At 71.5% G+C, this 23,511-nt stretch carries 30 protein-coding genes and 1 tRNA gene; 12 read left to right on the top strand and 19 right to left on the bottom strand.

The genetic code is table 11. The annotated features are described in order from the left end of the window. Window positions 1-64 precede the first annotated feature (64 nt). The 3 genes from ABD993_RS35615 to ABD993_RS35605 are packed head-to-tail and all read right to left on the bottom strand — an operon-like array spanning window position 65 to window position 1,676. Complete coding sequence (locus ABD993_RS35615; protein ID WP_345428600.1) at window positions 65-457, bottom strand: VOC family protein; 393 nt, start codon at window positions 455-457, stop codon at window positions 65-67. Continuing rightward, window positions 454-1,098 carry an SRPBCC family protein gene (locus tag ABD993_RS35610; RefSeq protein ID WP_345428598.1) on the bottom strand — a complete coding sequence of 215 codons (645 nt, stop codon included), beginning with the start codon at window positions 1,096-1,098 and terminating at the stop codon, window positions 454-456. The genes ABD993_RS35615 and ABD993_RS35610 overlap by 4 nt, the downstream gene beginning before the upstream one ends. Continuing rightward, window positions 1,095-1,676 (bottom strand): ArsR/SmtB family transcription factor, encoded by a 582-nt coding sequence (locus ABD993_RS35605; protein ID WP_345428597.1) that lies wholly within the window; start codon window positions 1,674-1,676, stop codon window positions 1,095-1,097. The genes ABD993_RS35610 and ABD993_RS35605 overlap by 4 nt, the downstream gene beginning before the upstream one ends. Before the next feature lie 136 nt (window positions 1,677-1,812). Here ABD993_RS35605 and ABD993_RS35600 point away from each other — a divergent pair, with 136 nt between their 5' ends. Both ABD993_RS35600 and ABD993_RS35595 read left to right on the top strand, forming a co-directional pair. Next, a complete protein-coding gene (locus tag ABD993_RS35600; protein ID WP_345428595.1) occupies window positions 1,813-3,141 on the top strand; it encodes a S1C family serine protease in 1,329 nt (442 codons plus the stop codon). 206 nt (window positions 3,142-3,347) lie between these two features. After that, window positions 3,348-3,842, top strand: coding sequence for a MogA/MoaB family molybdenum cofactor biosynthesis protein (locus ABD993_RS35595; protein ID WP_425569242.1), 495 nt, complete (start codon window positions 3,348-3,350; stop codon window positions 3,840-3,842). Window positions 3,843-3,888: 46 nt separating this feature from the next. Here ABD993_RS35595 and ABD993_RS35590 read toward each other — a convergent pair whose 3' ends face one another. Beyond that, window positions 3,889-4,335, bottom strand: coding sequence for an antitoxin (locus ABD993_RS35590; protein WP_345428593.1), 447 nt, complete (start codon window positions 4,333-4,335; stop codon window positions 3,889-3,891). Window positions 4,336-4,427: 92 nt separating this feature from the next. Here ABD993_RS35590 and ABD993_RS35585 point away from each other — a divergent pair, with 92 nt between their 5' ends. After that, entirely contained in the window at window positions 4,428-4,601 is a 174-nt protein-coding gene (locus ABD993_RS35585) for a hypothetical protein (protein ID WP_345428591.1), read from the top strand. A 7-nt stretch (window positions 4,602-4,608) separates the two neighbouring features. Here the strand turns inward: ABD993_RS35585 and mscL are convergent, their stop codons facing one another. The 4 genes from mscL to ABD993_RS35565 all read right to left on the bottom strand — a co-directional run bounded on the left by mscL (window position 4,609) and on the right by ABD993_RS35565 (window position 6,886). After that, a complete protein-coding gene (gene mscL, locus ABD993_RS35580) occupies window positions 4,609-5,034 on the bottom strand; it encodes a large conductance mechanosensitive channel protein MscL (RefSeq protein WP_345428589.1) in 426 nt (141 codons plus the stop codon). A gap of 54 nt (window positions 5,035-5,088) precedes the next feature. Beyond that, window positions 5,089-5,748, bottom strand: coding sequence for an SAF domain-containing protein (locus ABD993_RS35575; RefSeq protein WP_345428587.1), 660 nt, complete (start codon window positions 5,746-5,748; stop codon window positions 5,089-5,091). Between the two features lie 97 nt (window positions 5,749-5,845). Beyond that, window positions 5,846-6,184: an FmdB family zinc ribbon protein gene (locus ABD993_RS35570; protein WP_345428585.1), complete on the bottom strand. Its 339-nt coding sequence runs from the start codon at window positions 6,182-6,184 to the stop codon at window positions 5,846-5,848. Window positions 6,185-6,235: 51 nt separating this feature from the next. Continuing rightward, window positions 6,236-6,886: a 5-formyltetrahydrofolate cyclo-ligase gene (locus tag ABD993_RS35565; RefSeq protein WP_345428583.1), complete on the bottom strand. Its 651-nt coding sequence runs from the start codon at window positions 6,884-6,886 to the stop codon at window positions 6,236-6,238. A 34-nt stretch (window positions 6,887-6,920) separates the two neighbouring features. Here ABD993_RS35565 and ABD993_RS35560 point away from each other — a divergent pair, with 34 nt between their 5' ends. From ABD993_RS35560 to ABD993_RS35540, 5 genes are all read left to right on the top strand, one after another. Continuing rightward, window positions 6,921-7,808: a UTP--glucose-1-phosphate uridylyltransferase gene (locus ABD993_RS35560; protein WP_345428581.1), complete on the top strand. Its 888-nt coding sequence runs from the start codon at window positions 6,921-6,923 to the stop codon at window positions 7,806-7,808. Between the two features lie 5 nt (window positions 7,809-7,813). Then, complete coding sequence (gene glp / locus ABD993_RS35555; RefSeq protein ID WP_345428579.1) at window positions 7,814-9,043, top strand: molybdotransferase-like divisome protein Glp; 1,230 nt, start codon at window positions 7,814-7,816, stop codon at window positions 9,041-9,043. 4 nt (window positions 9,044-9,047) lie between these two features. Continuing rightward, a complete protein-coding gene (locus ABD993_RS35550; RefSeq protein WP_345428577.1) occupies window positions 9,048-9,710 on the top strand; it encodes a GNAT family N-acetyltransferase in 663 nt (220 codons plus the stop codon). 228 nt (window positions 9,711-9,938) lie between these two features. After that, a complete protein-coding gene (gene sepX / locus ABD993_RS35545; protein WP_345428575.1) occupies window positions 9,939-11,096 on the top strand; it encodes a divisome protein SepX/GlpR in 1,158 nt (385 codons plus the stop codon). A gap of 46 nt (window positions 11,097-11,142) precedes the next feature. Next, window positions 11,143-11,215, top strand: a tRNA-Ala gene (locus tag ABD993_RS35540). Window positions 11,216-11,292: 77 nt separating this feature from the next. Here ABD993_RS35540 and ABD993_RS35535 read toward each other — a convergent pair. From ABD993_RS35535 to ABD993_RS35495, 9 genes are all read right to left on the bottom strand, one after another. Then, window positions 11,293-12,048: a tyrosine-type recombinase/integrase gene (locus ABD993_RS35535; RefSeq protein ID WP_345428573.1), complete on the bottom strand. Its 756-nt coding sequence runs from the start codon at window positions 12,046-12,048 to the stop codon at window positions 11,293-11,295. Continuing rightward, complete coding sequence (locus ABD993_RS35530) at window positions 11,960-12,514, bottom strand: N-terminal phage integrase SAM-like domain-containing protein (RefSeq protein ID WP_345428571.1); 555 nt, start codon at window positions 12,512-12,514, stop codon at window positions 11,960-11,962. The genes ABD993_RS35535 and ABD993_RS35530 overlap by 89 nt, the downstream gene beginning before the upstream one ends. Then, complete coding sequence (locus tag ABD993_RS35525; RefSeq protein ID WP_345428569.1) at window positions 12,514-12,714, bottom strand: excisionase family DNA-binding protein; 201 nt, start codon at window positions 12,712-12,714, stop codon at window positions 12,514-12,516. Before ABD993_RS35525 ends, ABD993_RS35530 begins: the two co-directional genes overlap by 1 nt. Beyond that, window positions 12,711-14,048, bottom strand: a complete 1,338-nt coding sequence (locus tag ABD993_RS35520) for a replication initiator (protein WP_345428565.1) — start codon at window positions 14,046-14,048, stop codon at window positions 12,711-12,713. The genes ABD993_RS35525 and ABD993_RS35520 overlap by 4 nt, the downstream gene beginning before the upstream one ends. Then, the gene (locus ABD993_RS35515) at window positions 14,045-14,260 is read right to left on the bottom strand and encodes a hypothetical protein (protein ID WP_345428640.1); all 216 of its coding nucleotides are present in this window, start codon (window positions 14,258-14,260) and stop codon (window positions 14,045-14,047) included. The genes ABD993_RS35520 and ABD993_RS35515 overlap by 4 nt, the downstream gene beginning before the upstream one ends. Continuing rightward, window positions 14,260-15,687 carry an FtsK/SpoIIIE domain-containing protein gene (locus ABD993_RS35510; RefSeq protein WP_345428563.1) on the bottom strand — a complete coding sequence of 476 codons (1,428 nt, stop codon included), beginning with the start codon at window positions 15,685-15,687 and terminating at the stop codon, window positions 14,260-14,262. Before ABD993_RS35510 ends, ABD993_RS35515 begins: the two co-directional genes overlap by 1 nt. A gap of 2 nt (window positions 15,688-15,689) precedes the next feature. Beyond that, entirely contained in the window at window positions 15,690-15,893 is a 204-nt protein-coding gene (locus tag ABD993_RS35505; RefSeq protein WP_345428561.1) for a hypothetical protein, read from the bottom strand. Between the two features lie 301 nt (window positions 15,894-16,194). Next, window positions 16,195-16,440, bottom strand: coding sequence for a hypothetical protein (locus ABD993_RS35500; protein ID WP_345428559.1), 246 nt, complete (start codon window positions 16,438-16,440; stop codon window positions 16,195-16,197). Then, the gene (locus ABD993_RS35495) at window positions 16,440-16,823 is read right to left on the bottom strand and encodes a hypothetical protein (RefSeq protein WP_345428557.1); all 384 of its coding nucleotides are present in this window, start codon (window positions 16,821-16,823) and stop codon (window positions 16,440-16,442) included. Before ABD993_RS35495 ends, ABD993_RS35500 begins: the two co-directional genes overlap by 1 nt. Window positions 16,824-16,945: 122 nt before the next feature. Here ABD993_RS35495 and ABD993_RS35490 point away from each other — a divergent pair, with 122 nt between their 5' ends. The 3 genes from ABD993_RS35490 to ABD993_RS35480 all read left to right on the top strand — a co-directional run bounded on the left by ABD993_RS35490 (window position 16,946) and on the right by ABD993_RS35480 (window position 19,287). Further along, window positions 16,946-17,770 (top strand): hypothetical protein, encoded by an 825-nt coding sequence (locus tag ABD993_RS35490; RefSeq protein ID WP_345428555.1) that lies wholly within the window; start codon window positions 16,946-16,948, stop codon window positions 17,768-17,770. Further along, window positions 17,761-18,579 (top strand): protein phosphatase 2C domain-containing protein, encoded by an 819-nt coding sequence (locus ABD993_RS35485; protein ID WP_345428553.1) that lies wholly within the window; start codon window positions 17,761-17,763, stop codon window positions 18,577-18,579. Before ABD993_RS35490 ends, ABD993_RS35485 begins: the two co-directional genes overlap by 10 nt. Before the next feature lie 183 nt (window positions 18,580-18,762). Next, on the top strand, window positions 18,763-19,287 hold the full coding sequence (locus ABD993_RS35480; protein ID WP_345428550.1) for a hypothetical protein: 525 nt from the start codon (window positions 18,763-18,765) through the stop codon (window positions 19,285-19,287). A gap of 600 nt (window positions 19,288-19,887) precedes the next feature. Here ABD993_RS35480 and ABD993_RS35475 read toward each other — a convergent pair. Further along, a complete protein-coding gene (locus ABD993_RS35475) occupies window positions 19,888-21,225 on the bottom strand; it encodes a hypothetical protein (RefSeq protein ID WP_345428548.1) in 1,338 nt (445 codons plus the stop codon). 672 nt (window positions 21,226-21,897) lie between these two features. Between ABD993_RS35475 and ABD993_RS35470 the strand changes: the two genes are divergently transcribed. Next, window positions 21,898-22,464: a hypothetical protein gene (locus tag ABD993_RS35470; protein ID WP_345428545.1), complete on the top strand. Its 567-nt coding sequence runs from the start codon at window positions 21,898-21,900 to the stop codon at window positions 22,462-22,464. Between the two features lie 380 nt (window positions 22,465-22,844). On the opposite strand, the gene ABD993_RS35465 is transcribed toward ABD993_RS35470, so the two are convergent. Continuing rightward, window positions 22,845-23,459: a helix-turn-helix domain-containing protein gene (locus ABD993_RS35465; protein ID WP_345428543.1), complete on the bottom strand. Its 615-nt coding sequence runs from the start codon at window positions 23,457-23,459 to the stop codon at window positions 22,845-22,847. Window positions 23,460-23,511: the final 52 nt, after the last annotated feature.

Raw genomic sequence — 23,511 nt, 5'->3', positions numbered from 1 at the left:
CCGCGACACCACTCAAGCATCGCTCACGCACCTCCCGTCATTTGGGAGACACGCCCTAGGGGGATCACCGCCAGTCGGCGGGCAGGTCCAGGGCGAGCTGCCAGGAGACGCCGTAGCGGTCGGCGAGGAAGCCGAACGGGCCGAAGCCGTAGTCGTCCAGGGGCATCATCGGGGCGCCGCCCTCGGCGAGCGCGGCGTAGAGCTTCTCCAGTTCCTCACGGCTGTCGCAGGTGACGAACAGCGAGACGCCCGGGGTGAAGTCCCACGCGTGCTCCATGGGGGAGTCGAAGCACCGCACCCGCTGCCCGGCCACCCGGAACACACCCTGCTGGACCTTGCCCTCCGGCGTGTGCACGAGGGTGAGCACCTCGCCGTCGGCGAAGAGTCCGGTGTAGAACGTCATGGCCGCCTCGGCCTCGCCGTACTGGAACATCAGGAACGGTTCCATCGTGGTCATGCCAGGCCTCCCAGCCAGGTGGTCCAGGTCTCGGTGAGCGCGGCGCGATCGGCGCCGGGGGTGTACTCGTGGTGGCCGACGGCCAGGGGCATCCCGATCAGTGACCGCTCGTGGAAGCGGACCAGCGCGTGCTCGGTGCGGACGCCCAGGTGGTGCTCGCTGCGGACGTCGACGGTGCCGTCGCCGACGGGGGTGGTCACGACGTCCCCCTCGGCGGGGTCGCCCAGGGCCTTCAGTACGCCGCTCCATGCCTGTGGGCCGGGTGGCGCCTCCGCCTCGACGTACACGGCGGGGCGGCCGGGGAAGTGCGTGAGGTACTCGCGCAGGGTGCGCAGGTACAGGTCCCAGCCGTGGCCCGTCATGGTCTCGAACTCGTCCCCCCAGTCCTCCTCCAGGACGCCACTGTGGACGAACCGGAGCACGGTCGTGCCGCCCGCGGCCGCCTCGAGGACGTACTCGATCGCCTGCGTGCCGAACCGCTGCTCGAGCCGGTGCGGGGCATCCTCGACGATCTCCGCCGCGTCCTCCGCCTCCTCGACGGTCATGAACCACCCGGCCTGGCCCCCGGGCGTCGCGATCGCCCGCCAGACCTCCTCGGGCGGGACGGGCAACGCCACCTCGCGGCGGATCTCGAACCTCACTGCGGCTCCTCCGGGGGCATGGCGGGATGGAGGGCGACCACGATCCGATGTGGTCTGCCCTGCGTGGAGTGGTACCGGGCGACGAGCGTGCTCACCGACTCGCCGAGCTCGCGGGCGAAGGCGGCCCGGTCCGCGGCGGTGGCGAAGGTGATCTCGCCGTCGATCGCGAAGGTGGCGACGCGCCGGGACCCCGCCGCCGTGATCAGCCTTCCGACCTCGCGAAGCAGGCGGGCCGCCAGGGCCAGCAGCCACTGGGCGGAGACCTTGTCCGGTTCGCGGTCGGGGTCCGGCGCCAGCAGCGCCCACGCCTGCGGCGAGATCACGAAGGCCGCCGCGGTGGTGCGGAGCAGGCGCTCGGTCATGTTGCCCTTGCGGCGCTCCGCCACCAGCTCGACGAGCCCGTGCGCCTCCAGCGCGCGCAGGTGGTAGTTCACCTTCTGCCTGCTCAGGCCCAGCTCGGCGGCGAGGCTGGTGGCCGAGCCGGGTGTGCGCAGGGCCGCCAGCAGCCGGGCGCGGACGGGGTCCAGGGCGACCGCGGCGACGGCGGCGTCCTCGATCACGACCGTCGGGGTGGGCACGGGGGCGAGCGTCTCACCGACAACAATCACTGTCAAGGAAGCATCATCTGTCGGTGCCGGTCGAGACGGTGGATGTCGGTGCGCCGCACTAGGGTTCGCCGCACCCGTCCGGCGACTCCAGGAGCACACGACCCCGATGACCGACGAGCACCCCGAGGGCGATCGCGGCCGCCACAGTGCGGCCACGGACCCGAGCGCCCGGGAGGCGAGCGCGGTTCCCCCGGGCGGGACCGGGGGGCCTGCGGACCTCGCCACACCGCCGGTGGGGTCACCGTCGGTCGATCCCTTGACGGACACCGGGCGACACGCGCTCGTCGAGCCGGTCCCGGAGGACGAGCCGGGCCGGGAGGAGCCGTCGCCGCCCGTCTCTCCGCCCGTCTCTCCGCCCGTCTCCCCGCCCGGTCGTGGGCGCAGCGTGCTCGCCCTCGCGGCGGCGGCGGTCGTCCTCGCCCTGCTCGCCGGGGCGGTCGGGGGCTGGGTCGGCTGGTCGCTCGCCGACCGGCGGACCGACGAGCTGGGCGTCCTGGAGCGCGGACTGCCCGCGCCGGACCCGGCGTCGGCGCAGCTCACGCCGGTCGAGGCAGTCGCGGCGAAGGTGCTGCCGAGCGTCGCCCTGCTGCGCGTCGAGGGAGGCGGCCCGGGAGGAGACGAGGGCTCCGGCATCGTGCTGAGCCCCGACGGCCTGCTGCTCACCAACGACCACGTGATCGCCCCCGCCGCCGAGGGCGGCACGATCACCGCGGTCTTCGCCGACGGGCGCGCGTTCACCGGCCGGATCGCGGGCCGGGACGTCGGCTCCGACCTGTCCCTGCTCCGGCTGGACGGCGCGGCCGGCCTCACCCCGGCCGAGCTGGGGGACTCCGAGTCGTTGCGGGTCGGCCAGCAGGTCGTCGCCATCGGGGCGCCGCTCGGCCTCGACGGCACCGTGACGACCGGGATCATCAGCGCCCTGGACCGTGCGGTGAGCGTGGGCGGCGGAGGCGGCCAGGCCACCGTGCTCAACACCGTCCAGCACGACGCCGCCATCAACCCGGGCAACTCCGGTGGCCCGCTGGTCGACCTGCAGGGCCGGGTGATCGGGGTGAACTCCGCGATCGCCAGCACCGGCGGAGAGCGGGGCGGCTCGATCGGCGTCGGCTTCTCGATCCCCGTCGCGCAGGCGGCCCGGGTCGCGGACGAGCTCGCCCGCACGGGCACCGCCACCCGCGCGGTGCTCGGAGTGACCGTGACGCAGGCCGGTGCGCCGGCGGGCGGTGGCGCGGTCGTCGGTCAGATCGCCCCGGGCAGCCCCGCCGAGCAGGCCGGGATGCGGCCGGGAGATGTCGTCCTGCGGATCGGTGACCGGCCCATCGAGGACGGCGACGAGCTGGTGGCGGCGGTACGGGACCATCGCCCGGGCGAGCAGGTCACCGTGTCGCTCGCGAACCGAGAGGTCCAGGTCACCCTGGCGGGCGAGCCCAGCTGAGCCCGCCGGGTGATCGATGGCGGGCATCCGGCGGAGAACGCCCCCAGATCCCGCGGGAACGGCCGGGGCGGGTCATGATGGGTGTTCGTGCCGCGGTGCCCCGCGGTGCGGTCAGGGCCCGCGTCGGTGCCGGAACCCCCTCCCCGCACCGGCGCGGTCCCGCCGGGCCGGGCCCGTCGCGGCACCACTACGGTGAGCACATGGAGATGGCGACCCCGCAGATCGGCCGAGCCCTCGTGGTGATCGTGGACGACCGGGTGACGCACGGGGAGACCCAGGACCGGACCGGGCCGCTCGTGGCCGAGCTGCTCGAGGAGGCCGGCTTCGTCGTGGACGGTGCAGTCACCGTCCCGGGGGAGGCCGTCGCCATCCGCAACGCACTCAACACGGCCGTCATCGGCGGCGTCGACCTCGTGATTACCGTCGGCGGTACCGGCGTGTCCCCGCGGGACGTCACCTCGGACGCCACGGCGGGTGTGCTGGACCGCCCGATCCCCGGCATCGCGGAGGCCATCCGCGCCTCCGGCCTGGCCGCGGGCGCGGTGGACGCGGGCCTGTCCCGGGGGCTGGTGGGCGTGTCCGGCAGCACCCTGGTGGTGAACCTGGCCTCCTCGCGCGCCGCGGTGCGGGACGGGATGGCCACGTTGTCCCCGCTCGTCGCGCACGTGATCGGGGAGCTGTCGGGGCTCGAGACCTCCTGATCCGCCGCCGGGCCACGGTGACCGGCGACGGGCTGGGCGAACCCGCTCAGGCCGAGGGCGTGGTCCCGGTGTCCGGGGTGGGATCGACCGGGGGCGTCGGCGTCACCGGGGTGTTCGGCCCCGCGGCCGTGGGCGGCGGGGTGGCCGTGGGCGGTGTGGGCGGGGCTGAAGGCGTGGTCGGCCCCGTCGACGGAGCCGGGGTGGTCGGCCCGGCGGTCGTGGTCGGGGACGCGGGCGACTCCGGCTTCTTCAGGGCCTCGTCGACCTTCCCCTTCACCGAGCCGATCTGCTCGCTGTACTTGCCCTTCGTGGCCTCGTCCACCTTCTTGGCCGCCTTCTCCAACAGCGGACCGGCCTTCTCCCTGGCCTGCTCGACGTACGGCGCCGCCTTCTCGCCCGCCTTGTCGAGATAGGGCCCGGCCTTCTCCTGCGCCTGGTCGACGTAGGGCTTGGCCTTGTCGATCAGGCTCTTCAACGTGTCCTGCCAGCTCATCGGGTCCTCCACCCAGTTCGTGTCCCGGTCACCCGGCGTCTGTCCAATGGTGGCATCGAATCGACCCCCGCGTGGGCCGGCACGATGGAGGGATGGCAGAACTGCCGGATTCGGTGCGCCGCAGGCTCGCGGAGGTCTTCGGCGACCCCCTGCCCGAGGTCACGAAGGACGAGCTCGACGACGAGCCGCGCCCGGCGGACCGGGACCGGGACCGGGACGAGGAGTGGTACCGGATGAACCGCCCTCCGCACCACGACCGGGACTGAAACGGCCTCAGGCCTGGTGCTTGCCGTTCCCGCTGTCCGCGGGTGCGGTCTGGGCCTTGAGCAGGTCCCGGATCTCGGCCAGCAGCTCGACGTCCGAGGGCTCCGACGGGCCCGGCTCCTCGCCGCGCTTGCGCCGGTTCTTCAGCGCGTTGATCGGCAGCACGAGGACGAAGTAGACGATGGCCGCGACGATCAGGAAGTTGATCGCCGCGCTGATCACCATCGAGAAGTCGATGAACGTGTTGGGCTTGTCCTGCTGCAGCAGGATGCCCAGGCCCGGCACCGACGGCGGGGTGATCGCGTTCAGCAACGGCTCGATGATGCCGCTGGTGAACGAGGTGACGATCGCGGTGAACGCGGCGCCGATGACGACCGCGACCGCGAGGTCGACGACGTTCCCGCGCAGGATGAAGTCTTTGAAACCCTTGAGCACGCTACCCCCTCCGACCGGCCCTGCGGCCGGCTCTCGACGCGGCACCCCCGATGATCAGTACCGCGAGCGGAGCGTAACGGCGACCTGGTCCGAGAGCGAGGCGGCGGCCACGCGCGTCGCGACTTCCCGCGGCAGGGCTACCAGGGCCGATCGTCCGCGGGAGGCCCCGGGGGAGCTCGGGCCGGGCTCGAGCACGGTCAGCACGACCGCCGAGTCGGCGATCACCGTGGGGCCGCCACCCTCGGCCGCCGCCATGACGACGTCCACCCGGGTCCCGGTGGTGAGCAGGGTGGCGATCTCGGGGTCCGCGAGCCGGACGGGCACCGCGGCGGCATCCGCGATCCCGGTCGCACCGGCGGCCAGCGCGGGCCCGGCCAGCCGCAGATCGGTGAGGACCTCACCGGCGCGCACGGCGCCCGCCACGACCCGCCCCTCGACCTCCGCCGCGACCCCGAGCGCCCCGGCGGGGACGATCTCCGCGGGCCACGGCCGGAGCGTGACGTCCGCCGGGGCGAGGACGGCGCCGGGCGGGAGGTCACGCGCCACGACGACCACCTGCACGGTCTCGGGCCCGGACGGTCGCAGCGCGAGCGCGACGGCGAGGACCAGCAGAGCCGAGGCCGCGACGCGGCGGGCCACGACGGTGCGCCGCCAGGTCGCCTGGGTGCGCAGCCAGGCCAACGGATCGCGCCGGCCGCTTCCTCGTTCGGTCATGCCCGCGACGTTAAGGGCGCGCGGACACCGTGGACGGAGTCGTCGACAACCTGTGGATGACTCGCTCAGGCTGTGGACAACTGCGGCCTCGGACGCCTCAGGAGGCCGCCGCCGCCTTGGTGCTCGTGGACGATGAGCCCGAGTCGGACTTGCTGCTCGAGGAGCTCGACTCGGACTTGGCCCCGGAGTCCGCCTTGGCGGCCGAGGAGTCGGAGCCGTTCGAGGAGGACGAGGTCTCCGGGCTCACGGTCGAGGAGCCGGACCGGCTGTCGGTGCGGTAGAAGCCGCTGCCCTTGAACACGATCCCCACGGAGGAGAACACCTTGCGAAGCCTGCCCCCGCACTCCGGGCACACGCTGAGTGCGTCGTCGGAGAAGGACTGCACGGCCTCGAACCGGTGGTCGCAATCGGTACAGGCGTACTGGTAGGTCGGCACGTGATCCTCCGAGAACTGGCACTCTTCGTGAGCGAGTGCCAGCATAACCCGTCAGCCGCGGGCGTTGTTCCCCGTCACAACGATTCCGGGAGTCGGCATGGCCACACCCGTGACCGGGCGGTCGTGGACGTCGACCGGAACGTCGTCGATCAGCTCGCCGTCGTGCAGGAGGGCGAGCAACGGGGTGCCCGCGGCGGCCGCGCCCAGCGTGCGGTCGTAGTAGCCGCCCCCGCGGCCGAGCCGGTGCCCCGCCCGGTCGGCGGCCAGGGCGGGGACCAGCACGAGCGCCGCGGTGCGCAGGGCATCGGGTCCGAGCCGTGCGGTCGTCGGCTCGCGCAGGCCGAGTGGGCCCGGGCCGAGCGAGCCCGGCCCGCGGTAGGGCGCCCAGTCCAGCGGGCCCGGCCGGGCGGGCACCACGGGGAGCAGCACCGGGCGACCCGCGGCACGCAGCCCGTCGAGCAGGGCGACCGATCCCGGCTCCGCCCCGATGGGCAGGTAGGCGCAGGCCGGGCCCGAACGCTGGTCCCGCGCCCACTGCAGCACGTGGCCGCACAGCTTCTCCGCGGCCTGCGCGCGCTGCGGCGGGGTCAGGGCGCGGCGGGCGTCGAGCAGGCGGGCGCGCAGCGCGGCCTTGGCGCGCTCGGCCGGTCCGCCGTCCAGCGGTTCCCGGCTGCTCCGGTCACCCGATCCGTGCTCCGCCACCCGGTCACGCTACCCACGCGGATAGGCTCGCGGGATGAGCCAGCCCTCAGCCCTGCGCTCGGCCGTCGTCCCCGCCGCCGGCCTGGGCACTCGTTTCCTGCCGACCACGAAGGCCGTGCCGAAGGAGCTGCTGCCGGTCGTCGACACCCCGGGCGTCGAGCTGATCGCCGCCGAAGCCGCGGAGGCGGGCGCCCAGCAGCTGCTGATCGTCACCTCGCCGGGCAAGGAGTCGGTCGCGGCCTACTTCGAGCCCGCACCGGAGCTGGAGAAGACCCTCGAGGCCCGCGGCAAGGACGCGCTGCTGGCCAAGGTCCAGCGGGCGCCGGGGCTGATCGAGGTCAAGACGGTCTACCAGTACGAGCCGAAGGGGCTCGGCCACGCGGTCGCGCAGGCCGAGCAGGCCCTGGAGCCGGACGAGCAGGCGATCGCCGTCCTGCTGCCGGACGACCTGGTGCTGCCGACCGGGGTGCTCAACCGGATGATCGCGGTGCGGGAGGAGAAGGGCGGCAGCGTGCTGTGCGCCTTCGACATCCCGAAGGCCGAGATCTCCCCGTACGGCGTCTTCGACGTCACCGACACGGACGACCCGGACGTCAAGCAGGTCCACGGCATGGTGGAGAAGCCCTCCGCGGAGGAGGCGCCCTCGACCTATGCCGCGGCCGGGCGGTACGTGCTGGACCGGGCGATCTTCGACGCGCTCCGCCGGATCACCCCGGGCGCGGGCGGCGAGCTGCAGCTGACGGACGCCGTGCAGCTGCTCATCGACGAGGGCCACCCCGTGCACATCGTCGTCCACCGCGGTGGGCGCCACGATCTCGGGAACCCGGGCGGCTACGTCCGCGCCTTCGTCGACTTCGCCCTGGATCACCCGGACTACGGCGCGTCCCTGCGCACCTGGTTGGCCGACCGACTGGGAGACTGACGCCCGTGCGGAGCGTCGACGAGCAGCTCAAGCGGGTCCTCGAGATCGCGGCCCGGCCGGCCCCGGTCCGGGTCGCCCTCTCCGACGCCCACGGGTTGCGCAGCGCCGAGGAGGTCGTCGCGTCCCGCGCGCTGCCCGGCTTCGACCAGGCGGCGATCGACGGGTACGCGGTGCGCAGCGTGGACGTGGTCGGGGGGTCCGAGGCCGAGCCCGTCGAGCTGCCCGTCGTGGGGGAGATCCCCGCGGGATCGCGGCAGCCCCTGCGGCTGCAGCCCGGGCAGGCCGTCCAGGTGGCGGCGGGAGCCCCGCTGCCCACGCTGGCGGACGCGGTGCTGCCCCGCGCTCACACGGACGGCGGGTCCGCGCGGCTCAAGGTGACCCGCGGCGTGCCGTCCGCGGGGTTCGTCCGGCGGATCGGCGAGGACCTCCAGCCGGGGGACGTCGCCGTGCGGCGGGATGCCGTGATCGGCGCCGCCCAGGTCGCGCTGCTCGCGGCCGCGGGCCGGGACAAGGTGCTGGTGCACCCGCGGCCCCGGGTCTCGGTGGTGTCGATGGGGGACGAGCTGGTGGACGTCTCCCGCCCGTCGGCTGCGGGGCACGTGCCGGACGTCTCGTCCTACGCGCTCACCGCGGCCGCCCGCGAGGCCGGTGCGGAGATCGTCCGGCCGCCGCGGCTGGTCCGGTGCGACGCCCGCGAGCTGCGGTCGGCCGTCGAGGACATGCTGCCGTTCTCCGAGATCGTCGTGGTGTGCGGCGGGGCGGGCGGCAACGCGGGCTCGGAGGCCAAGGCGGCGTTCGCCGGGCTCGGGGAGATCGACACCACCCGGGTCGCGATGTCCCCCGGGTCGTCGCAGGCGTTCGGGCGGCTGGGACGAGACTCCGTGCCCACCTTCCTGTTCCCCTCGGGGCCCGCTACGGCGCTGGTGCTGTTCGAGGTGCTCGTCCGGCCGCTGATCAGGCTCGGGCTGGGCCTCACCGACCCGTACCGGCGCACCGTGTCGGCCCGGCTGACCTCACCGGTCGCCTCGCCCGAGGGCAGGCGGTCGTTCGTCCGGGGCAGGCTGCTGCGCGAGGTCGAGTCGGGGGACTACCTGGTGCAGCCGCTGGCCACCGGGGGCGTCCATCTGCTCGCGACCCTCGCGGAGGCGAACGCGCTGGTCACGATCCCCGAGTCCACGACGGAGGTCGGCATGGACGAGCGCGTCGAGGTCGCACTCCTCTCCTCGCGACGCTGACGAGGTGAGCCACGCCCAGCCCGAGTACGTCGGGCGTCACCCCGGGTGGCCCGCGCGCCTCGGCCCGCTGGACGTGCCCGCGGGGCGGGTCGAGTTGCGGCCGGTCAAGCTGTCGGACGGCAGCACATGGTCCGCGATCCGGATCCGGGACGAGGAGCACCTGGTGCACTGGGAGCCCTCGACACCGGGCGGCTGGGCGCGGCGTAACGCGCCCGCGGAGTGGCCGGGTCGCTGGTGGCTGCTGCGCGGTGCCGCCCGGCGCGGGGCGGCCCTGCCGTTCGCGATCGTGCTGGACGGCACGCTCGTCGGCCACGTCATGATCGGCAACGTGGTGCGGGAGCCGCTGCTGTCCGCCTACGTCGGCTACTGGTGCGACGCCCGGGTGAACGGCGAGGGGGTCACCACGGCGGCGGTCGCCCTCGCGGTCGACCACTGCTTCGGCGCGGTCGGGCTCCACCGGCTGGAGGCGACCGTGCGGCCGGAGAACGGGCCGAGCCTGCGCGTGCTCGCGAAGCTCGGGTTCCGCGAGGAGGGCCTGTTCCAGCGCTACCTGGACGTCGACGGGGCCTGGCGGGACCACCTCTGCTTCGCGCTCACCGCCGAGGAGCTCCCCGTCGGCGGGCTGACGGGCCGCTTGGTCGCAGAGGGTCGCGCCACCCGCCCCTGACGGAGGCACGCGGCCCCCGTTCGCGGTGCGATGTGGCGGAGCGTGGTCGCTCGCGCACCAGTCGTCACACCCGTCCCGGCGGAAACTCGGAACGGCGGGGGAGCCCGGCGCGTCGCACCCCGGATCACGCACTCGCGCTCACTACCGTGGGACACCCGGTGAGTGATCAAGGCTCCGGCCCGGGGCGGATCACGTGCCGATTGCGCCGCTGGAGGGGAGGAGCAGCCGTTGCCCAGCTCGTTGATCTTCGCGGGACTCGTGGTGCTGTGGTTGCTCATCCTGGTCCCCGCGGTCGCGCGGCGACGGCAGGAGGTGGAGCGGCCCAGTGTGGCCGCCCTCTCGGGCCGGGTGCTGGAGCGGCCGGTGCGGCACTGGAGCCTGGAGGTGGATCCGATGGACACGGACGACGAGCGGGCCGAGCCCGCGACCGGTGCCGTCACGACACGAGGGCCCGGCGTGCCCGCGGCCCGGACGCCGGCGGAGCCGGAGCACGCGGTCGACCCGGGTCGGGAGGACCGCGGGCCCGGCGATCTCGACCGGGATGACGCCGGTCGTGACGACCCCGATCCCCGGATCCGGGACGAGGCGGCCGCCCCCGACGAGGGCTACGCCGCCGCCGGCTACTACGCCTACGACGAGGACGACCTGCCCGCCGCCGCGCCGCGCCACGAGCCGCGGATCCGGGCGGACGAGGGTTGGGAGCGTCCGCCCGCGAGCTTCCGCCGCGGTCGCGGCGGGTTCGACGCCGAGGCCGCGGCCCTCGCCGCCCGCGCCCGGTACACCTTCCGGCAGCGGGTCGTGGTCGGGCTGCTGGTGCTGGCCGTGGTCACCGCGCTCGTCGCGGTGCTGGCCGTGCCCGCGCTCTGGTGGGCGCACGGTCTGGTCGACCTCACCCTCGTCGGCTACCTCGTCTACCTGCGCAGGCAGGTGCGGATGGAGGAGGCGATCCGGGAGCGTCGCGCCGCGCGGATGGCGGGCACCCGCCGGTCGGGCGCCGCGGACGACCCGGAGCTCGACGAGTGGGCGCGCCGCGGCCGCGAGGTCGCGACCCGGGAGGCCGAGGACCGGGAGTCGGCGGACGACGAGGACGAGGACGCGCCCGACGAGGCCGCGGACGAGCACGCCGAGGACTGGACCGCGGACGACGGACGACCCGAGCGGATCCGCGGCACCGGCGAGCCCGTCGGTGTGCTGCCCGCCCATCGCCGCACCCTCGACGGGGCCGCACCCGCCGCCGTCGAGTCCGCGCTGCCCCGGCTGCAGCCGGCCCCGCCGCCCCCGCTGCCTGCGGGAACGCAGTTGGTCGACGTGGACGACGAGGACGAGGACCTCCCGGTCGCCGGAGCGGAGCCCGCGGGCACCTACCCTCGTGCGGCCGGTCAGTAGTGGTGCGATAAGGTCTTTCCTGCACGGCCGGAAGGCCTGCAGGCCTGGGGCTGTAGCGCAGTTGGTAGCGCGTCTCGTTCGCATCGAGAAGGTCAGGGGTTCGATTCCCCTCAGCTCCACAGCAGCTCAGCGGCCCGGTCCCCTCGGTGGGAGCCGGGCCGTTCTTGCGTGTACAGCAGCGAAGTACAGCAGTAGCTCATCCGCCGAGGCTGTCGCCGAGCTTGTGCAACGCGGCCTTGGTCGCGGCCGAGGACGCTTGCGAGTAGATCTCCATCGTCACGGAGAACTGGGCGTGCCTAAGGATCCGCATGATCACGCGCGGGTGGACGTCGAGGTCGACCAGCAGCGTTGCGCAGGACCGGCGGGCGTCGTGGATGGTGATCTTCCGGACCTCGGCGCGGTCACAGCGGTTGTCCCAGGAGCGGTTGAAGTTGCGCGGCTCGATCGGTAGCCCGGTCTTCGTGGTGAAGACGAGACCCACCGTGTCCTGCCAGGCCCTCCCGGCCTTGGCGCGGTCCGCGCGCTGGGCCTCCTGACGGTGTCGGAGAGCCGTGATCACGACGTCCGGCAGCGGCAACGTGTCGTCAGACGCCTCGGTCTTCGTCTCGCGATGCAGCAGCTCGCCGCTCGCGCGCTGGAGCTGGCGGCCGACCGTCAGCTCGCCACCGTCGAGGTCGAGGTCCGCCCACGTGAGACCGAGGATCTCGCCCTTCCGCAGGCCGAGGACCACGGCCAGGACGTAGGCCGCGAACATCGCGTCCCGAGCGCTGCGGGCGGACTCCAGGAAGATCCGCACCTCGTCGGTGGTCCACGCCTTGCGCTTCTTCTTGCGGACCGACGGCAGGGTGACGAACTGCGCGACGTTACGCGTGACCAGCTCCTCGCGGACCGCGTGCGACAGAGCCGAGCGGAGGCAGGCGGATATCGCTGATCGTGCGCGAGCTGGGGACATCGTGGCAGCAGAGCCCACGAGCACAGCAGCGGCGAGCCTTCGGCTCCCGGCGCTCGTCCTTGCCCTGCTCGCAGCACTGGCAGAGGGTCGGCAGCTTGTTGATCCACTGCTGCACGTCTCGGACCTGCAGCCGGTCGAGCCGCCGCTCTCCGATGCCCGGCACGATGTACCGGCGGACGAACAGTTCGTAGTTCACGTACGTCAGCGGCGCCCGGTTCGGCTTGATCACCTCGGCGAGCCAGGACGCGAGAAACGCATCGAGACGCGGCACGGTGGTCGCGACGGGACCGGCCTTCGCCGCCTGGTGGAGCGAGAGCCACTTGCCGTGCACCTCGTCGCGGGTCTTGCCGTAGACGTACTTGCGCTTCCGGGCCCCGGCCGGGGTCTGGACCCACACGTAGGCCGCGAAACCGTTGCGGTGCGGGTAGATCGAGCCCTCGCCGTTCGCACGTGCCTTCGTGGTCATCAGGCAGCCCCCGCGGCGCGACGCTGGACGTACTCGTCGACCCACTCGGGCAGGACCCGGCGGTGGCGGCCGTCCTTCAAGGACCGGATCTCACCTGTGGCGACCAGCATCTTGGTCTTGGAGAGCCCGTAGTTGAGCATCACGGCCACCTCGGCGACGGTGTGCCAACGGACCACGAGGCGGGTCGACGAGGCGGTCACGGTGTCCTCCTGGCAGCGCGTCGGTCGTCTCGGATGCGTTCGGCGTGGGCGAGTGCGAGTTCTCGGTCGGTGTCGGTGTGGTGGCCGATGCCGACGAGGTGCCAGTCGTTGACGACGATCACGGGCTCGTCGGCGGGATGGCCCAGCTGGTCGAGCTGTTCGGTCAGGCGCCAGGCCCGGCGCTCGCTGCGGATGGTGCGGAAGGTGGTGGAGTAGGCGCGGCTCTTGGTGAGGAAGTGGCCGCGGAACCCGAGCATGTGGGCCCATTTGCGCAGGTTCAGCTCTACGTATTGCGGGAGTCCGCCGAGGTGCCATGCGGTCTCGATGAGCTGGCGGTGGTGGTCGGCGAGGGTCAGGTGCTCGAGGTGGGTCAGCGACCGGATGGGGCGGTCGGGGTGGCCGTCGGTCTTGCCGGTGCCCTTGGTGGCGTACTTGGCGATGTAGCTGGCGAGGCGGGAGTCGGTGATCTCGCCGGCCTCATCGGTGACGGCGTTGTGTGCGGTGGGGGTGATCTCGCGGAGGTCGAGCTGCGTACCCCAGCGGAGTGCGAGCGTGGTCCCGTCGGGTCGGGCGACGTCGAGGACCGTGGCGGCGGCTACCTCTCGGACGGCGTCGTGTAGTCCTTCGCCGGTGATCCCGGCGGGTGGAGGGTCGGCGGGTCCGTCTGGTCCGTCGAGGCGGATGGCGGCGTGGAAGTGCACGAGCCCGCGGCGTTGGTACTCGGCGACCTTGGCGTAGGACAGCCGGGCGACTTGGCCGAAGCGGCGGCCGGAGACGCCGAGGCGGGCGGCGAGCGCGCGGCGCAGGGCGATGGCGAAGCGGGCCCAGAGCTTCCCGGCGTGAGCCTGCCAGAGCACCGCGGCGGTGTAGTCGTAGGTGTCGTGGTCGACGGCCCCGCCGATGTTCGGGTCGTTGGCCTGGTGATGCGCCCCGCAGCGGCAGGGAACAACGCGGCCTCGGGCGGTGAGCCGTCGAGTGTGGACCGAACCGAACGACGGTGCGGTGAGGGTCAGGAATGCCCGCGGCCGGTCGGTGACCGAGGCCGGGACGCCGCGCTCCTGTCCGGCGAGTCCAGCGCGGATGAGGTGGAAGGCGTCGGCGGCGTAGCGGTGCGAGCAGGCGGGGCAGACGGTGTCGCGGCGGTTCCCGCACGGCGCCCAGACCTCCCCGGAGCGCTGGGCCAGGACCTCTCCGCTGGTGGTGGTGATGGTCGAGGAGCCGCGCAGCCGGACGGGGTGGGCGCAGCCTCCGGTGGCTTCCATGCGGGCCCGCCAGGCGGGGTAGTCGAAGGAGCGCAGTCGGGCGGTGAGGTCGTGGTCGTGGTTGTGGGTCATCGGGTCCACCACCAGGTGTAGCGGGCCTCGTATCCCCACTCAGCCGCGAGCGCTCGGGTCGTGTGCCACTCGACCAGAGCGGCGGCGGCGACAGCGGCCCAGAACCAGCCGGAACCAGTGCCGAGCGCCAGCCAGAGGACCCCGAGCAGCAGGGTGAGGGCCAGGGTGACGCGAAGCCAGGTCGCGGCGGCCCATCCGGTGACGGCCCACATCACGCGGCCTCCCCGTCGATCGCGCGCAGCTCCGGCGGGGCGGGCGGGGCGCAGCGGGCGACGAGCTCGTCGATCTCGTCGTCGGTGACCAGGCAGGCGCGGAAGCGGATCGGGAGCCGTGAGCGCTGGTCGATGATGTAGCCGATGCCTGCGTGGTCGTCGCCGCCGGGGATCTCGTCGGCGAGTGCGCCGCGTTCGCGGGCTCCGTCGCCGAGGATCATGTCCACGTGCGAGCTGGCGGTGACGCCGAGGCAGATCCGGGTGGTGAACAGGTCCCGGACGTCGACGACGTCCTTGGTCGGCTCCTGCACATACCCGAGCACCGAGGTGAGGCAGGCCCGGCCCTGGGTGAGGATCTCGGCGAGCAGCCGGAGGGCTTCGCGGACGTCGGCGCGTTCGCCGTAGGCGGTGAGCATGGCCATCTCGTCGATGATCACCACGTCCAGCGGGGTCTCCGCGGTGACGTCGAGACGCCGAAGGCCTTGGTCGGCCATGAGCTGTTGGCGGGCTTTCATCTCGTCGCGCACGTCGGTGAGCAGCGCGATTGCCTCGGTTGCGGTGGTGGCGTGGCGGTGGAACAGCGGCACCCCGCGGCGGGTCTCCGCACCGCCTTTGAGGTCGATGACGTGGACGCGGACGAGGCCGTCGCGGATGGCGGGTCCCATGGCGCGTAGCGGGGACCAGATCAGCGAACTCTTCCCCGAGCCCGATGCGCCCGCGACGGCGATGTGTCGGCCGGGGACGGGGAGTGTGAAGGGGTGGCCGTACTCGTCTTCCCCGATCGGCAGCGCGCCGAGGTCGACCGACTCCGCTGCGCAGGGGATCGCGGGGGCGGGGATCGGGAACCGGAACGGCATCTCCCGCTCGACGACGACGGTGAGCACCCCGGGACGGTGCCGGGCCACGGCGACCCGGTGCGCGCGTAGCGCGTCGGCGAGGGGTTCGGTGCGGCCGGTCCAGAGCGTGAGGTCCTGCCCGCGAGTCAGGCGGACGCGCAGGGTGTCGAGTGTGGGCGTGGCGGAGCGGACGCGGAGCACGCGTGGGGCGTGGATGTGTCCGGTGTGGTGGTTGGTCTGGGCGAGGCCGCAGTCGGCGAGCAGGGCGGCCCAGCGGCGGCCGCGGTAGGTGGTCCACCGGCGCCACGTAGCGCGGAGGGTGGGTGCGGCCCAGCGGTCGAAGGAGGGCGGGTGCAGCCGCCCCCACACGGCGATCGCCAGGACGAGCGCACCGACACCGATCGCGGTCGGGAGCGCACCGAGGAGCACGGCGGCGGCGACCAGGGCGGCGGGGACGAGGGCGAACAGCGGGTGGCGGACGAGCCAGGCGACGCCGCGGAACTCGCCGCCGACGCGGCGGGAGGAGTGGCGGACGGTGTCGTGGCGGGCGCGGTGGTGGCGAAGCGACGGGCGGTTGGTCGGGCGGGGCATGGTCAGACTCCCTTGCGGATGGCGAGCTGGGCCAAGCGGAGACCTTCGGCGACTCCGGCGCGCCAGGCCTGCTCGGTGGGGATCTCCGGGGTGGTGGCGTGCAGGAACCGGCGGCGTTCGCGGTCGAGGCGGCGCACGAGGCGGCCGACGCCGTGGGCGGGCTGGCGCACCCGGCCGTGACTGGTGCGGGTGGTGGTCATCGGCATGACAGCTCCTGAGAAGTGGTTGCGGTGCAGGGGGTTCCGGTGCCGTGGCAGGTCGGGCACACACCCGCGGTGCAGGCGGGGCAGTCGCGGCCGTCGGCGGCGCCGGGGTGGGTGTCGGGGGTGGTGGCGTAGCCCTGGCAGGTGTCGCACGAGCCGGAGCCGGTGCAATCGGGACAGGTGCTCATCGGGAGGTCTTCCTTGGTGGGTGGGCCTGTTTTCGGGCAGGGGGCAGCCACTGCGGAATTGCTGCGGTTTCGCCGATCAGAAGGGGGTCGGCTGCCCCGTGCCCGATGGGCGGCGGTCAGGCCGCGGTCGTGCTGGTCGTGCTGCGGGCTGCTTCGAGCTGGGTGACGACGTCGGTGAGGATGTCGCGGAGGCGGACGAGGTCGCCGTGGTGGCCGAACACGGTCACGTGCGCATCCTTGCCGTCGATGCGGACCGTGGCGCGGTCCTGCTCGGGGTAGAAGTGGGTGGCGTAGCGGGTGGTCTCGTAGACGTGGAGGCCGACCTCCACGTGGGTGGTGGGCAGCCAGTCCGGGCGCGCCATCACTTGTCTCCGGACGGGCGCGGTGCGGGGGCGGGACCGGCGTGCTTGATGCCCATCGCGCGCCAGGCGAGTCCGGCGTTGACCCGCCCGGCGGTCTCGATCTGGTACGGGCTGACCCGGGCGTCGAGCAGCTCGACCCGGACGTCTTCACCGAAGTCGGGGCCGGGGTCGGTCCCGAGGGTCACCTTGATCTCCTCTCCCTTCGGGGCCCGCTCGCCGGGCTTGACCCGCAGCTTCGCGAACAACGACACCGTGAACTGGGTGGCACCGTCCCGATCGGTGACGGGCACCTGGGCGCCGTTGGCGTCCTCACGCATCTTCGGTGCGGGCGGCTCGACGACGGTCAGCTTGTAGCCGCCGAGGTTGACGGGGATGTCTCGCATGGTTCCTCCGTGTCCATCTGGTGTGTGTAGGCCCCTAAACATCCGCCGTGGCGTTGGTTGAGGGGGCTAAACCGATAGTGCCGGTCGGCGCGGGAGCTTGTCAAGGGGCCTAAACTGCGAACGTGGATGAGGAGTTCGAACGCCTGCGCCGGGAGCCTGACCCGGTGCGCCGTGGGCGACAGGCGACCGAGCTCCTGGCCACCTATCAGCAGCGATCGGTCGAGCTGGCCCGGCTGCGGCGTGCGGCGATCGAGGAGGCGCGTGACCAGCTCGGTGGCAGCTACACGGAGGTCGCCAAGGCGTTCGGCCTGTCGAAGGGGCGGGTCACGCAGATCCGCAACAGTGCCCCGCCCGCTCATCGGGCGTTCTTCGGTGTCGGGCCGCTCGACGTCGCGCTCGTGGGGCGGCGGATCTTCGAGCGCGAGGACATGGTCATCGCCGCCGAGGACGACGCCGTCGGTGCGTATCTACTCGGCGAGGTCGAACAGCTCGCCTTCACTGCCGAGCGTCTCGTCGTCGATCCGCGCGAAGAGTGGGAGCCCACGCGTGACGCCATCGTGGTGTGCGGGCCTGCCTCGGCGCATGTCGGGAACGCACTGCTCAACGCCGACCCGGTTCTGGGGATGACGATCGCGGACGGCGCGCGCTGGTACATCGTGGACAAGACCACGGGCGAGCGGTTCGGCTCCTCCATGGACGACCAGACGCCCCGCCGCGCCGACGTCGCCTACCTGGCCCGGCACGTCCGCGAGGGACAGGTCATCACCCACGTCGCCGGAGTGCACGCCCTCGGCTCGGTCGGCGCCGCGCACTACCTCACCGAGCACCTCGCCGACCTCTACGCCGCCCATCCCGACGAGTCGTTCAGCATGGCGGTCTCCGCCGAGTTCGACAGCCTCACCCCGAAGGTCATCGACGTCATCGTCCCGCCGCGCGCATGGGCTTGATCGTCCGCGCTGCGTCGCTCCCCGGTGGAACGCCGCCGGGACAGGACCGTTGGGGGACCAGCGAGCGCGCCGCGGTCGTCCTCGACGGGGCCAGCTCGTACAGCCCCGAGGCCCCGGCAGCGGATGCCTACGTCGATCAGCTTCTCGCCTGCCTTCTCCGGCGCATCGACGACGGCGACCTCCGCGATGTCCTCAGGGACGCGATCACCGAGACCGCCACGACTCTTGGCGTGTCCCCGGGTCACTCGCCGTCCTCGACGGTGCTGATGCTGCGCGTGGGGGAGCGGGACGTCGAGATCGCGGCACTCGGCGACAGCACCGCTGTCATCGGCCACCCGGGCGGCACCACCACCCGCATCACCGATGACCGCCTCCAGTGCATCTCCACCGAGCTGCGCCAGGACTATCGGGACGAGCTGCGCCGGGGGAGCGGGTTCGGGCAAGAACACCGCGTACGCCTCCGCGAGCTGCAACGCAGTGAAACTCCCCGGCGCAACCGACGCGGCGGGTACTGGATCGCCGAAGCGGACCCCGCGGCTGCCGACGAGTCAGTGATCCGAGCGTTCCCCCGAGACGCCGTCGCCTGGGTGGTCCTCGCCTCCGACGGCGCGCAGAAGCATGTGGACCGTCTCGGCCTGCCCTGGTCCGAGATCGCCGCCAAAGACGACGAGCAGCTCGTCGCATTCATCGAAGCTGCGCAGGATTGGGAGACCCACGCCGACCCCGAGGGCGTCGAGCTGCCCCGGTCCAAGCGCCACGACGACAAGACGATCCTGGCCTGGACGCCTGTCATGTCACCCATCTCCTGAGACTCGTGACACCGCCAGCCGAGGCTAGCCGCCGCGCTGACCTCCGATTTCACGCCGCCTGCGGCCGCGGGGTTCAGACTTTCTCTTCCTCTTCAAGGCGGCGGCTCCGCCGCCGCTTGGGTTGCGGCTGCGGCCTCCGGCCGGTCCGCACCCAACCCGTGTGTCGCCAGCCCTCGTAACAGGGTGGGTGTCACGCGCGACGTGATCAGTGTGCAGTCTTCGCGAACAGTGATGATCATGCGGGGTGTCCCCGGACTCGCGATGCCGGCGATGGACCGTGACATTAACCCGTACCCCGATACGGCCGTTGATTTCGCGAAGATTGTGCGGGCTGCCGGCCTGGAAGTGGAATACGAGGATGCCGACCGCAGCAGTCGGACATATCTTGCGCATAACGCGGCGGACTTATGGATCCCTGTTATTCAGGTAGGTGTCGACCTACTCGTTGGGATGTCGGCTGGCCTAATTACGAATATGATTCAGCGCTACCTCGACCGTCGGAAAATCGACCAGACGATCTTGCATGTCGAGTACCGAATCGTTGACAGTGACGGTCAGGTTCAAGCTATCAAGATTGATGGACGCGGACCGGATGTGATAGGGGCGCTGTCGGAGTTCGAGGGAAAGCAGATTGAGCGCACAAGGAGCCGAGCTGTTGAGGCTCGCTCAGAGGACGAAAAATCAGATCCAGACCATCCTCTCAATTGAGGGGCCGACCGAGGAGGCTCAACGGAAGCTTCGCTCGAATATGGCCACAGCCAGGTCCGCGATGGATCACCTCGAAGATACTCCGCTTTTTGATAGCGCGCATCAAGTGCTTGACGCGTGCGGTCAACTCGCGCGCGAGCAGTTCCCGGACGGCTGTCATTTCGACTACGACGATGATGGCTACCATCAGTCGTGCCCGGTCGCGTTAGCGCACAACAGGGTTGGACTGAGTCCGGGGATGATCATTCTAGATTCAGAGTGTTCCATCTGTCACCAGGATCCGGAAGATTGTGATCACATTACTGGTCATGAGTATGGAGCGGAGAGGTGCATAAAGATCATTAAGGAAGCTGAGATAATCGAAGTATCTCTAGTTGCTCGGCCGAATTTTCCGGATGCAAGGATTAGTCGCGTTGGCGTCCCTCTGCGTGACATCAAGGAGGCGCTGGGCGACTCCTTCTCTGCAGGCGACCCGGTTCTCTGCGGTCGTTGCCTCGGTGAATGTGAGGGCGTCGTAGAGACGTTCGCTTAAGGTCGGGTCCGCCTGACTGGCTAAGGCTGACCTTAGCTTCGTGAATTGTCTGCTGAGTTACCGAGCGATTAAGCGTCTCTCTTCTGGCGCTCATCGGTGCCATGGGGGTACGAAAACCTTCCAACGGAACCGATCAACATTCGCTGCGCCTCCTCGATATTTATGGCCTCGCTCTTTACTGCTTGGAGAAGTCGAAAGAGGTCGCGCGTGTCTAGGACGAGGCCGCAGTCCTTCACGAATTCGTCCAAGTCCATCTGCGCGCCTGCCAGCACCTGCGGGCGATCGGGTGGCGCTTTCGAGAAGGACTGATTGATAACGTACCATCGAGCATCTGGCGCTCGGCCTGCGCTTCTTTCGAACTGGGTCGCCGCGCGAGCGATCTTTTGGAAATCGGCGGTCTTGCCAGAACTCTTCGAATACCCTTTAACCTCGACTATGGCAGTCCAATCGGGGCCAGTCGAAACCTGAAGGTCTTCTAGGAGTGGCAGATCCTCCGCTTCTCGGAGTACGTCTGAGTCTTTCACTCTGAGTCCGATCGATGCCAATGCATCGGCGACTGCGTCTTTAAGCTCGTTACTCTGGGCGGTCAAAAGACGCCGATCACCTTGACTCGCTCGTTCCTCTGCGGCCTCGCGGTCGAGACGGAGCTGCTCAAGATCTTTCTGTTTCTGTGCAATGAGTTCAGCTAGCTCTCGCTCGGCTTCATTAATCGCACGCCGGGCGCTCAGCTCGTCGGTGGTCATCCATTCGGCGTCTTCAAGCCAGGACAGCGTGATGCCATCAAATAGCGCTGGCCTCTTTCTGCTCCAAGATGAGAACGCCGCGCGAATCCACTCTTCTTTTTGTGGGGCATCTTCAGGCAGCCACCACCACTCAGGCGAGGTGTCGCTGGCTGGGCAGTGGCGCAGCCAGAAACCTGCACACGGCTCGCCAGCGGACTCTCGGACGAAGGCGATTGCATCACAAACTTGCGCGGTTCCTTGGCTAAGATGTTTCCGGATCAACGTCCGGGGGGACTCTGAGAGGAGGTGACTCGCTAGTGAGTCTCGGGCCAGGCTGTCGACCTCCGGCGGAGCCTCGCTGTCCGGCCCGGTTAATCGCCCAGCCCAACCATTGCCATCCGCAACGTATCTGCGTTGGCCATTCTCGGGGCCCGAATGACGCTTCTCGCCGCCTCCGCCGAACTGTATGACATGGAGGTGTGGGGCTGGGTCACGGTAGGTGTGGCCATTAACAATGGCGATATCGTAGTCCGACTCGCGGACCTGTACGCTCGGATCGCTGTCGGCCGAAATTGCCGTTACTTTCTGGTGCTTCTTCGTAAGGGCTGTTACTAGTTCGTCATCAGATGCAAAACCGATCGCCAAGATCCATGGGCGGGGGGCATCACCGAAATCCTGAGCCACGACTCCATGATGTCAGGCTCGTCCGAGGTCCGCGGGGGAGGTTGGGCCTGTCGGGTATCCGTCCGCCGACACGGGCCCTCGCCGGGCGGCAGATCAACAGGATGGCGGCCCGTGCCATCCCGCCGACCTCCCGGAGGGCTACCGCACGGACGCCCGTGGGCGGAGCGGGCGTAGGTCGGCCGGCGGTGGCGTCGAGGGCCGCCCACGGACGTCCGCACGGTCGGCTTGCAGCAGGTCGACGGGATGGCACTCAGCGGGCGGGGGAGCGCTGCTGTACAGCAGCGAAGTACAGCAACCGTGCCGTCCGTGTCCGACCGGAGCCGAACGTCACCGGCTGGTCAGGGTCGTGATCGGCCCTCGTCGACCCCCTGGCCGGTAGTTCGCATCGAGAAGGTCAGGGGTTCGATTCCCCTCAGCTCCACCACAGCGTTCGATCCCGCACCCCGACCGTCCCCGCGGCCGGGGTGCCGTCGTGTTGGGGGGAATTCCGACGCTCGGCGGCCGCCATGCCGGGTGGGCGTGATGTGGCCTGGCTCCACCCCCACCGGTGCTCTACTCAGTTCCCCGAGCGAAGGGTTCTTCGTCACGCTCGTGACGCTGCGGGTCCTCGGCACCCGTGGCCCGCCCGGTGCCGCGGCGGCCCGTAGCCTGGCGCCGAGAGGTGGGGGTCGGATGCGGCTGGGGCTCGGGATGGCGGCGCTCGTCGTCGTGGCGGTGGCCGTGTTCGCGGTGCTGGACCCCTTCCACCTGCTGGTCGCGCCCTGGATCGCCGGGATCTCGGTGGGGCTGGCGATCGTGCTCGTGATGCTCTGGGTGGGGCTGACCGTCCGTCGCCCGCTCGCCAAGGTACTGGTCGCCGCCGTCGGGGCGCTGGTCACGCTGGGGTGGGCGGCCCTGGCGTGGGCCTCGATCGCCATCTCCCCCGGGCTCGAGGTCCTCCGCGAGGTGCCCGGGCCGGAGGGCTCGCGGCTCCGCCTGGCAGTCGTGGAGGTGGAGACCCTCGCGACGGACGGGCCCGCCTACTCCGTGCGCCTGCGGGCCGGTTCCGGCCTGCTCACCCAGGACTCGCCGGTCTGGGTGGGGCTCGGTGAGGGGGCGGAGCCCGCCGAGGCCCGGTTCGCCGACGGGCGGACCGTGGAGGTGGTCTCGAGTGCCGGTTGTGGCTACCGGTCCACTGTGACCCCGGTGACCCTGGACGTCGACCCGGTACACCACCCCCTGCGGCTCGACGGCTGCTGAGTCCGCCGTCCGCGGCCGTGGCCATGGACACGGCGGGACACGCCGCAGCGGTTCTGTGCGGACTTCGCCCGCGAGCTGAGGGGGCGCGGGGTGTCCGTGCGGGACGCCGCCGAGCGCTCGTGTTGGAGCACGAGCGCCATGGGCAACGCCTGATCGGACCGCGGCTGCCGCGCCGCGACCTGGTGGTGGACGTGCTGTCCGTGCAGGCCCCCGTCGTCGGGCGCTGGTCGGTGCGCTGGTCGGAGCCCTCGTGGTGGGGGTGGTCGGCTCTCTCGTCACCCGCCCCGATCCCACGCGCAGGCCGGCAGCCCGAGCCCGGAGCGCCGCGTGGTCCGCGCCGCACGACCGGGCTGTCCGCTCCGGCTCGGCAGGTCCTCGGCTCACTCCGGTTCGGCGGGCGCGATCGCCGACGGCGGGACCAGGCCGGAGTCGCCCGGCTGCAACACGACCATCGTGAAGCGGACAGGACTGGCGCCCACCCCGCTGTAGCGGTGCGGGGTGTGGGCCTCGAACAGGACCGTGTCGCCCTCGGCCAGCTCGTGGGTCGTCGCGCCGACCCGCAGTCCCAGCTTGCCGCGCAGGACCGACAGCACCTCGCGGGTGCCGACCGCGTGCGCCTCACCCTCGAAGGAGTCCCCGGGCTGCAGGGTCCAGTCCCACAGCTCGACGACGTCCGGCGGGTCCGTCCCGATCCGGAAGACCGCGGTGCTGCCCTCGGCACTGCTCCACAGCGGCACCGCCTGCTCGGCCCGCCGGATGACGACGCGGGGGGCGGCGTCGCCGTCGACCAGCGAGGTCACGCCCACCCGCAGCGCCTCGGCGAGGTGCACCAACGTGCTGATGCTGGGGTTGCCCCGCGCGGTCTCGATCTGGATCACCGTGCCGCGGCTGACCCCGGACGCGGCCGCGAGCGCGTCGATCGTCATCCGGCGCTGCTGGCGCAGGGCGCGGACGTTGCGGCCGATCGCGGCGGCGACGTCGTCGGGGGACTGCACGCGGTCCATTCTGTCGTATCCGGGTGGACAGTCTGGTGAACCCTCCGTACAG

Origin of the sequence: Pseudonocardia xishanensis (assembly GCF_039541715.1) — a bacterium.
GTDB lineage: Bacteria > Actinomycetota > Actinomycetes > Mycobacteriales > Pseudonocardiaceae > Pseudonocardia > Pseudonocardia xishanensis.
The sequence above is the reverse complement of the archived record's forward strand: the minus strand, read 5'-3'. Positions and strand labels throughout refer to the sequence as shown.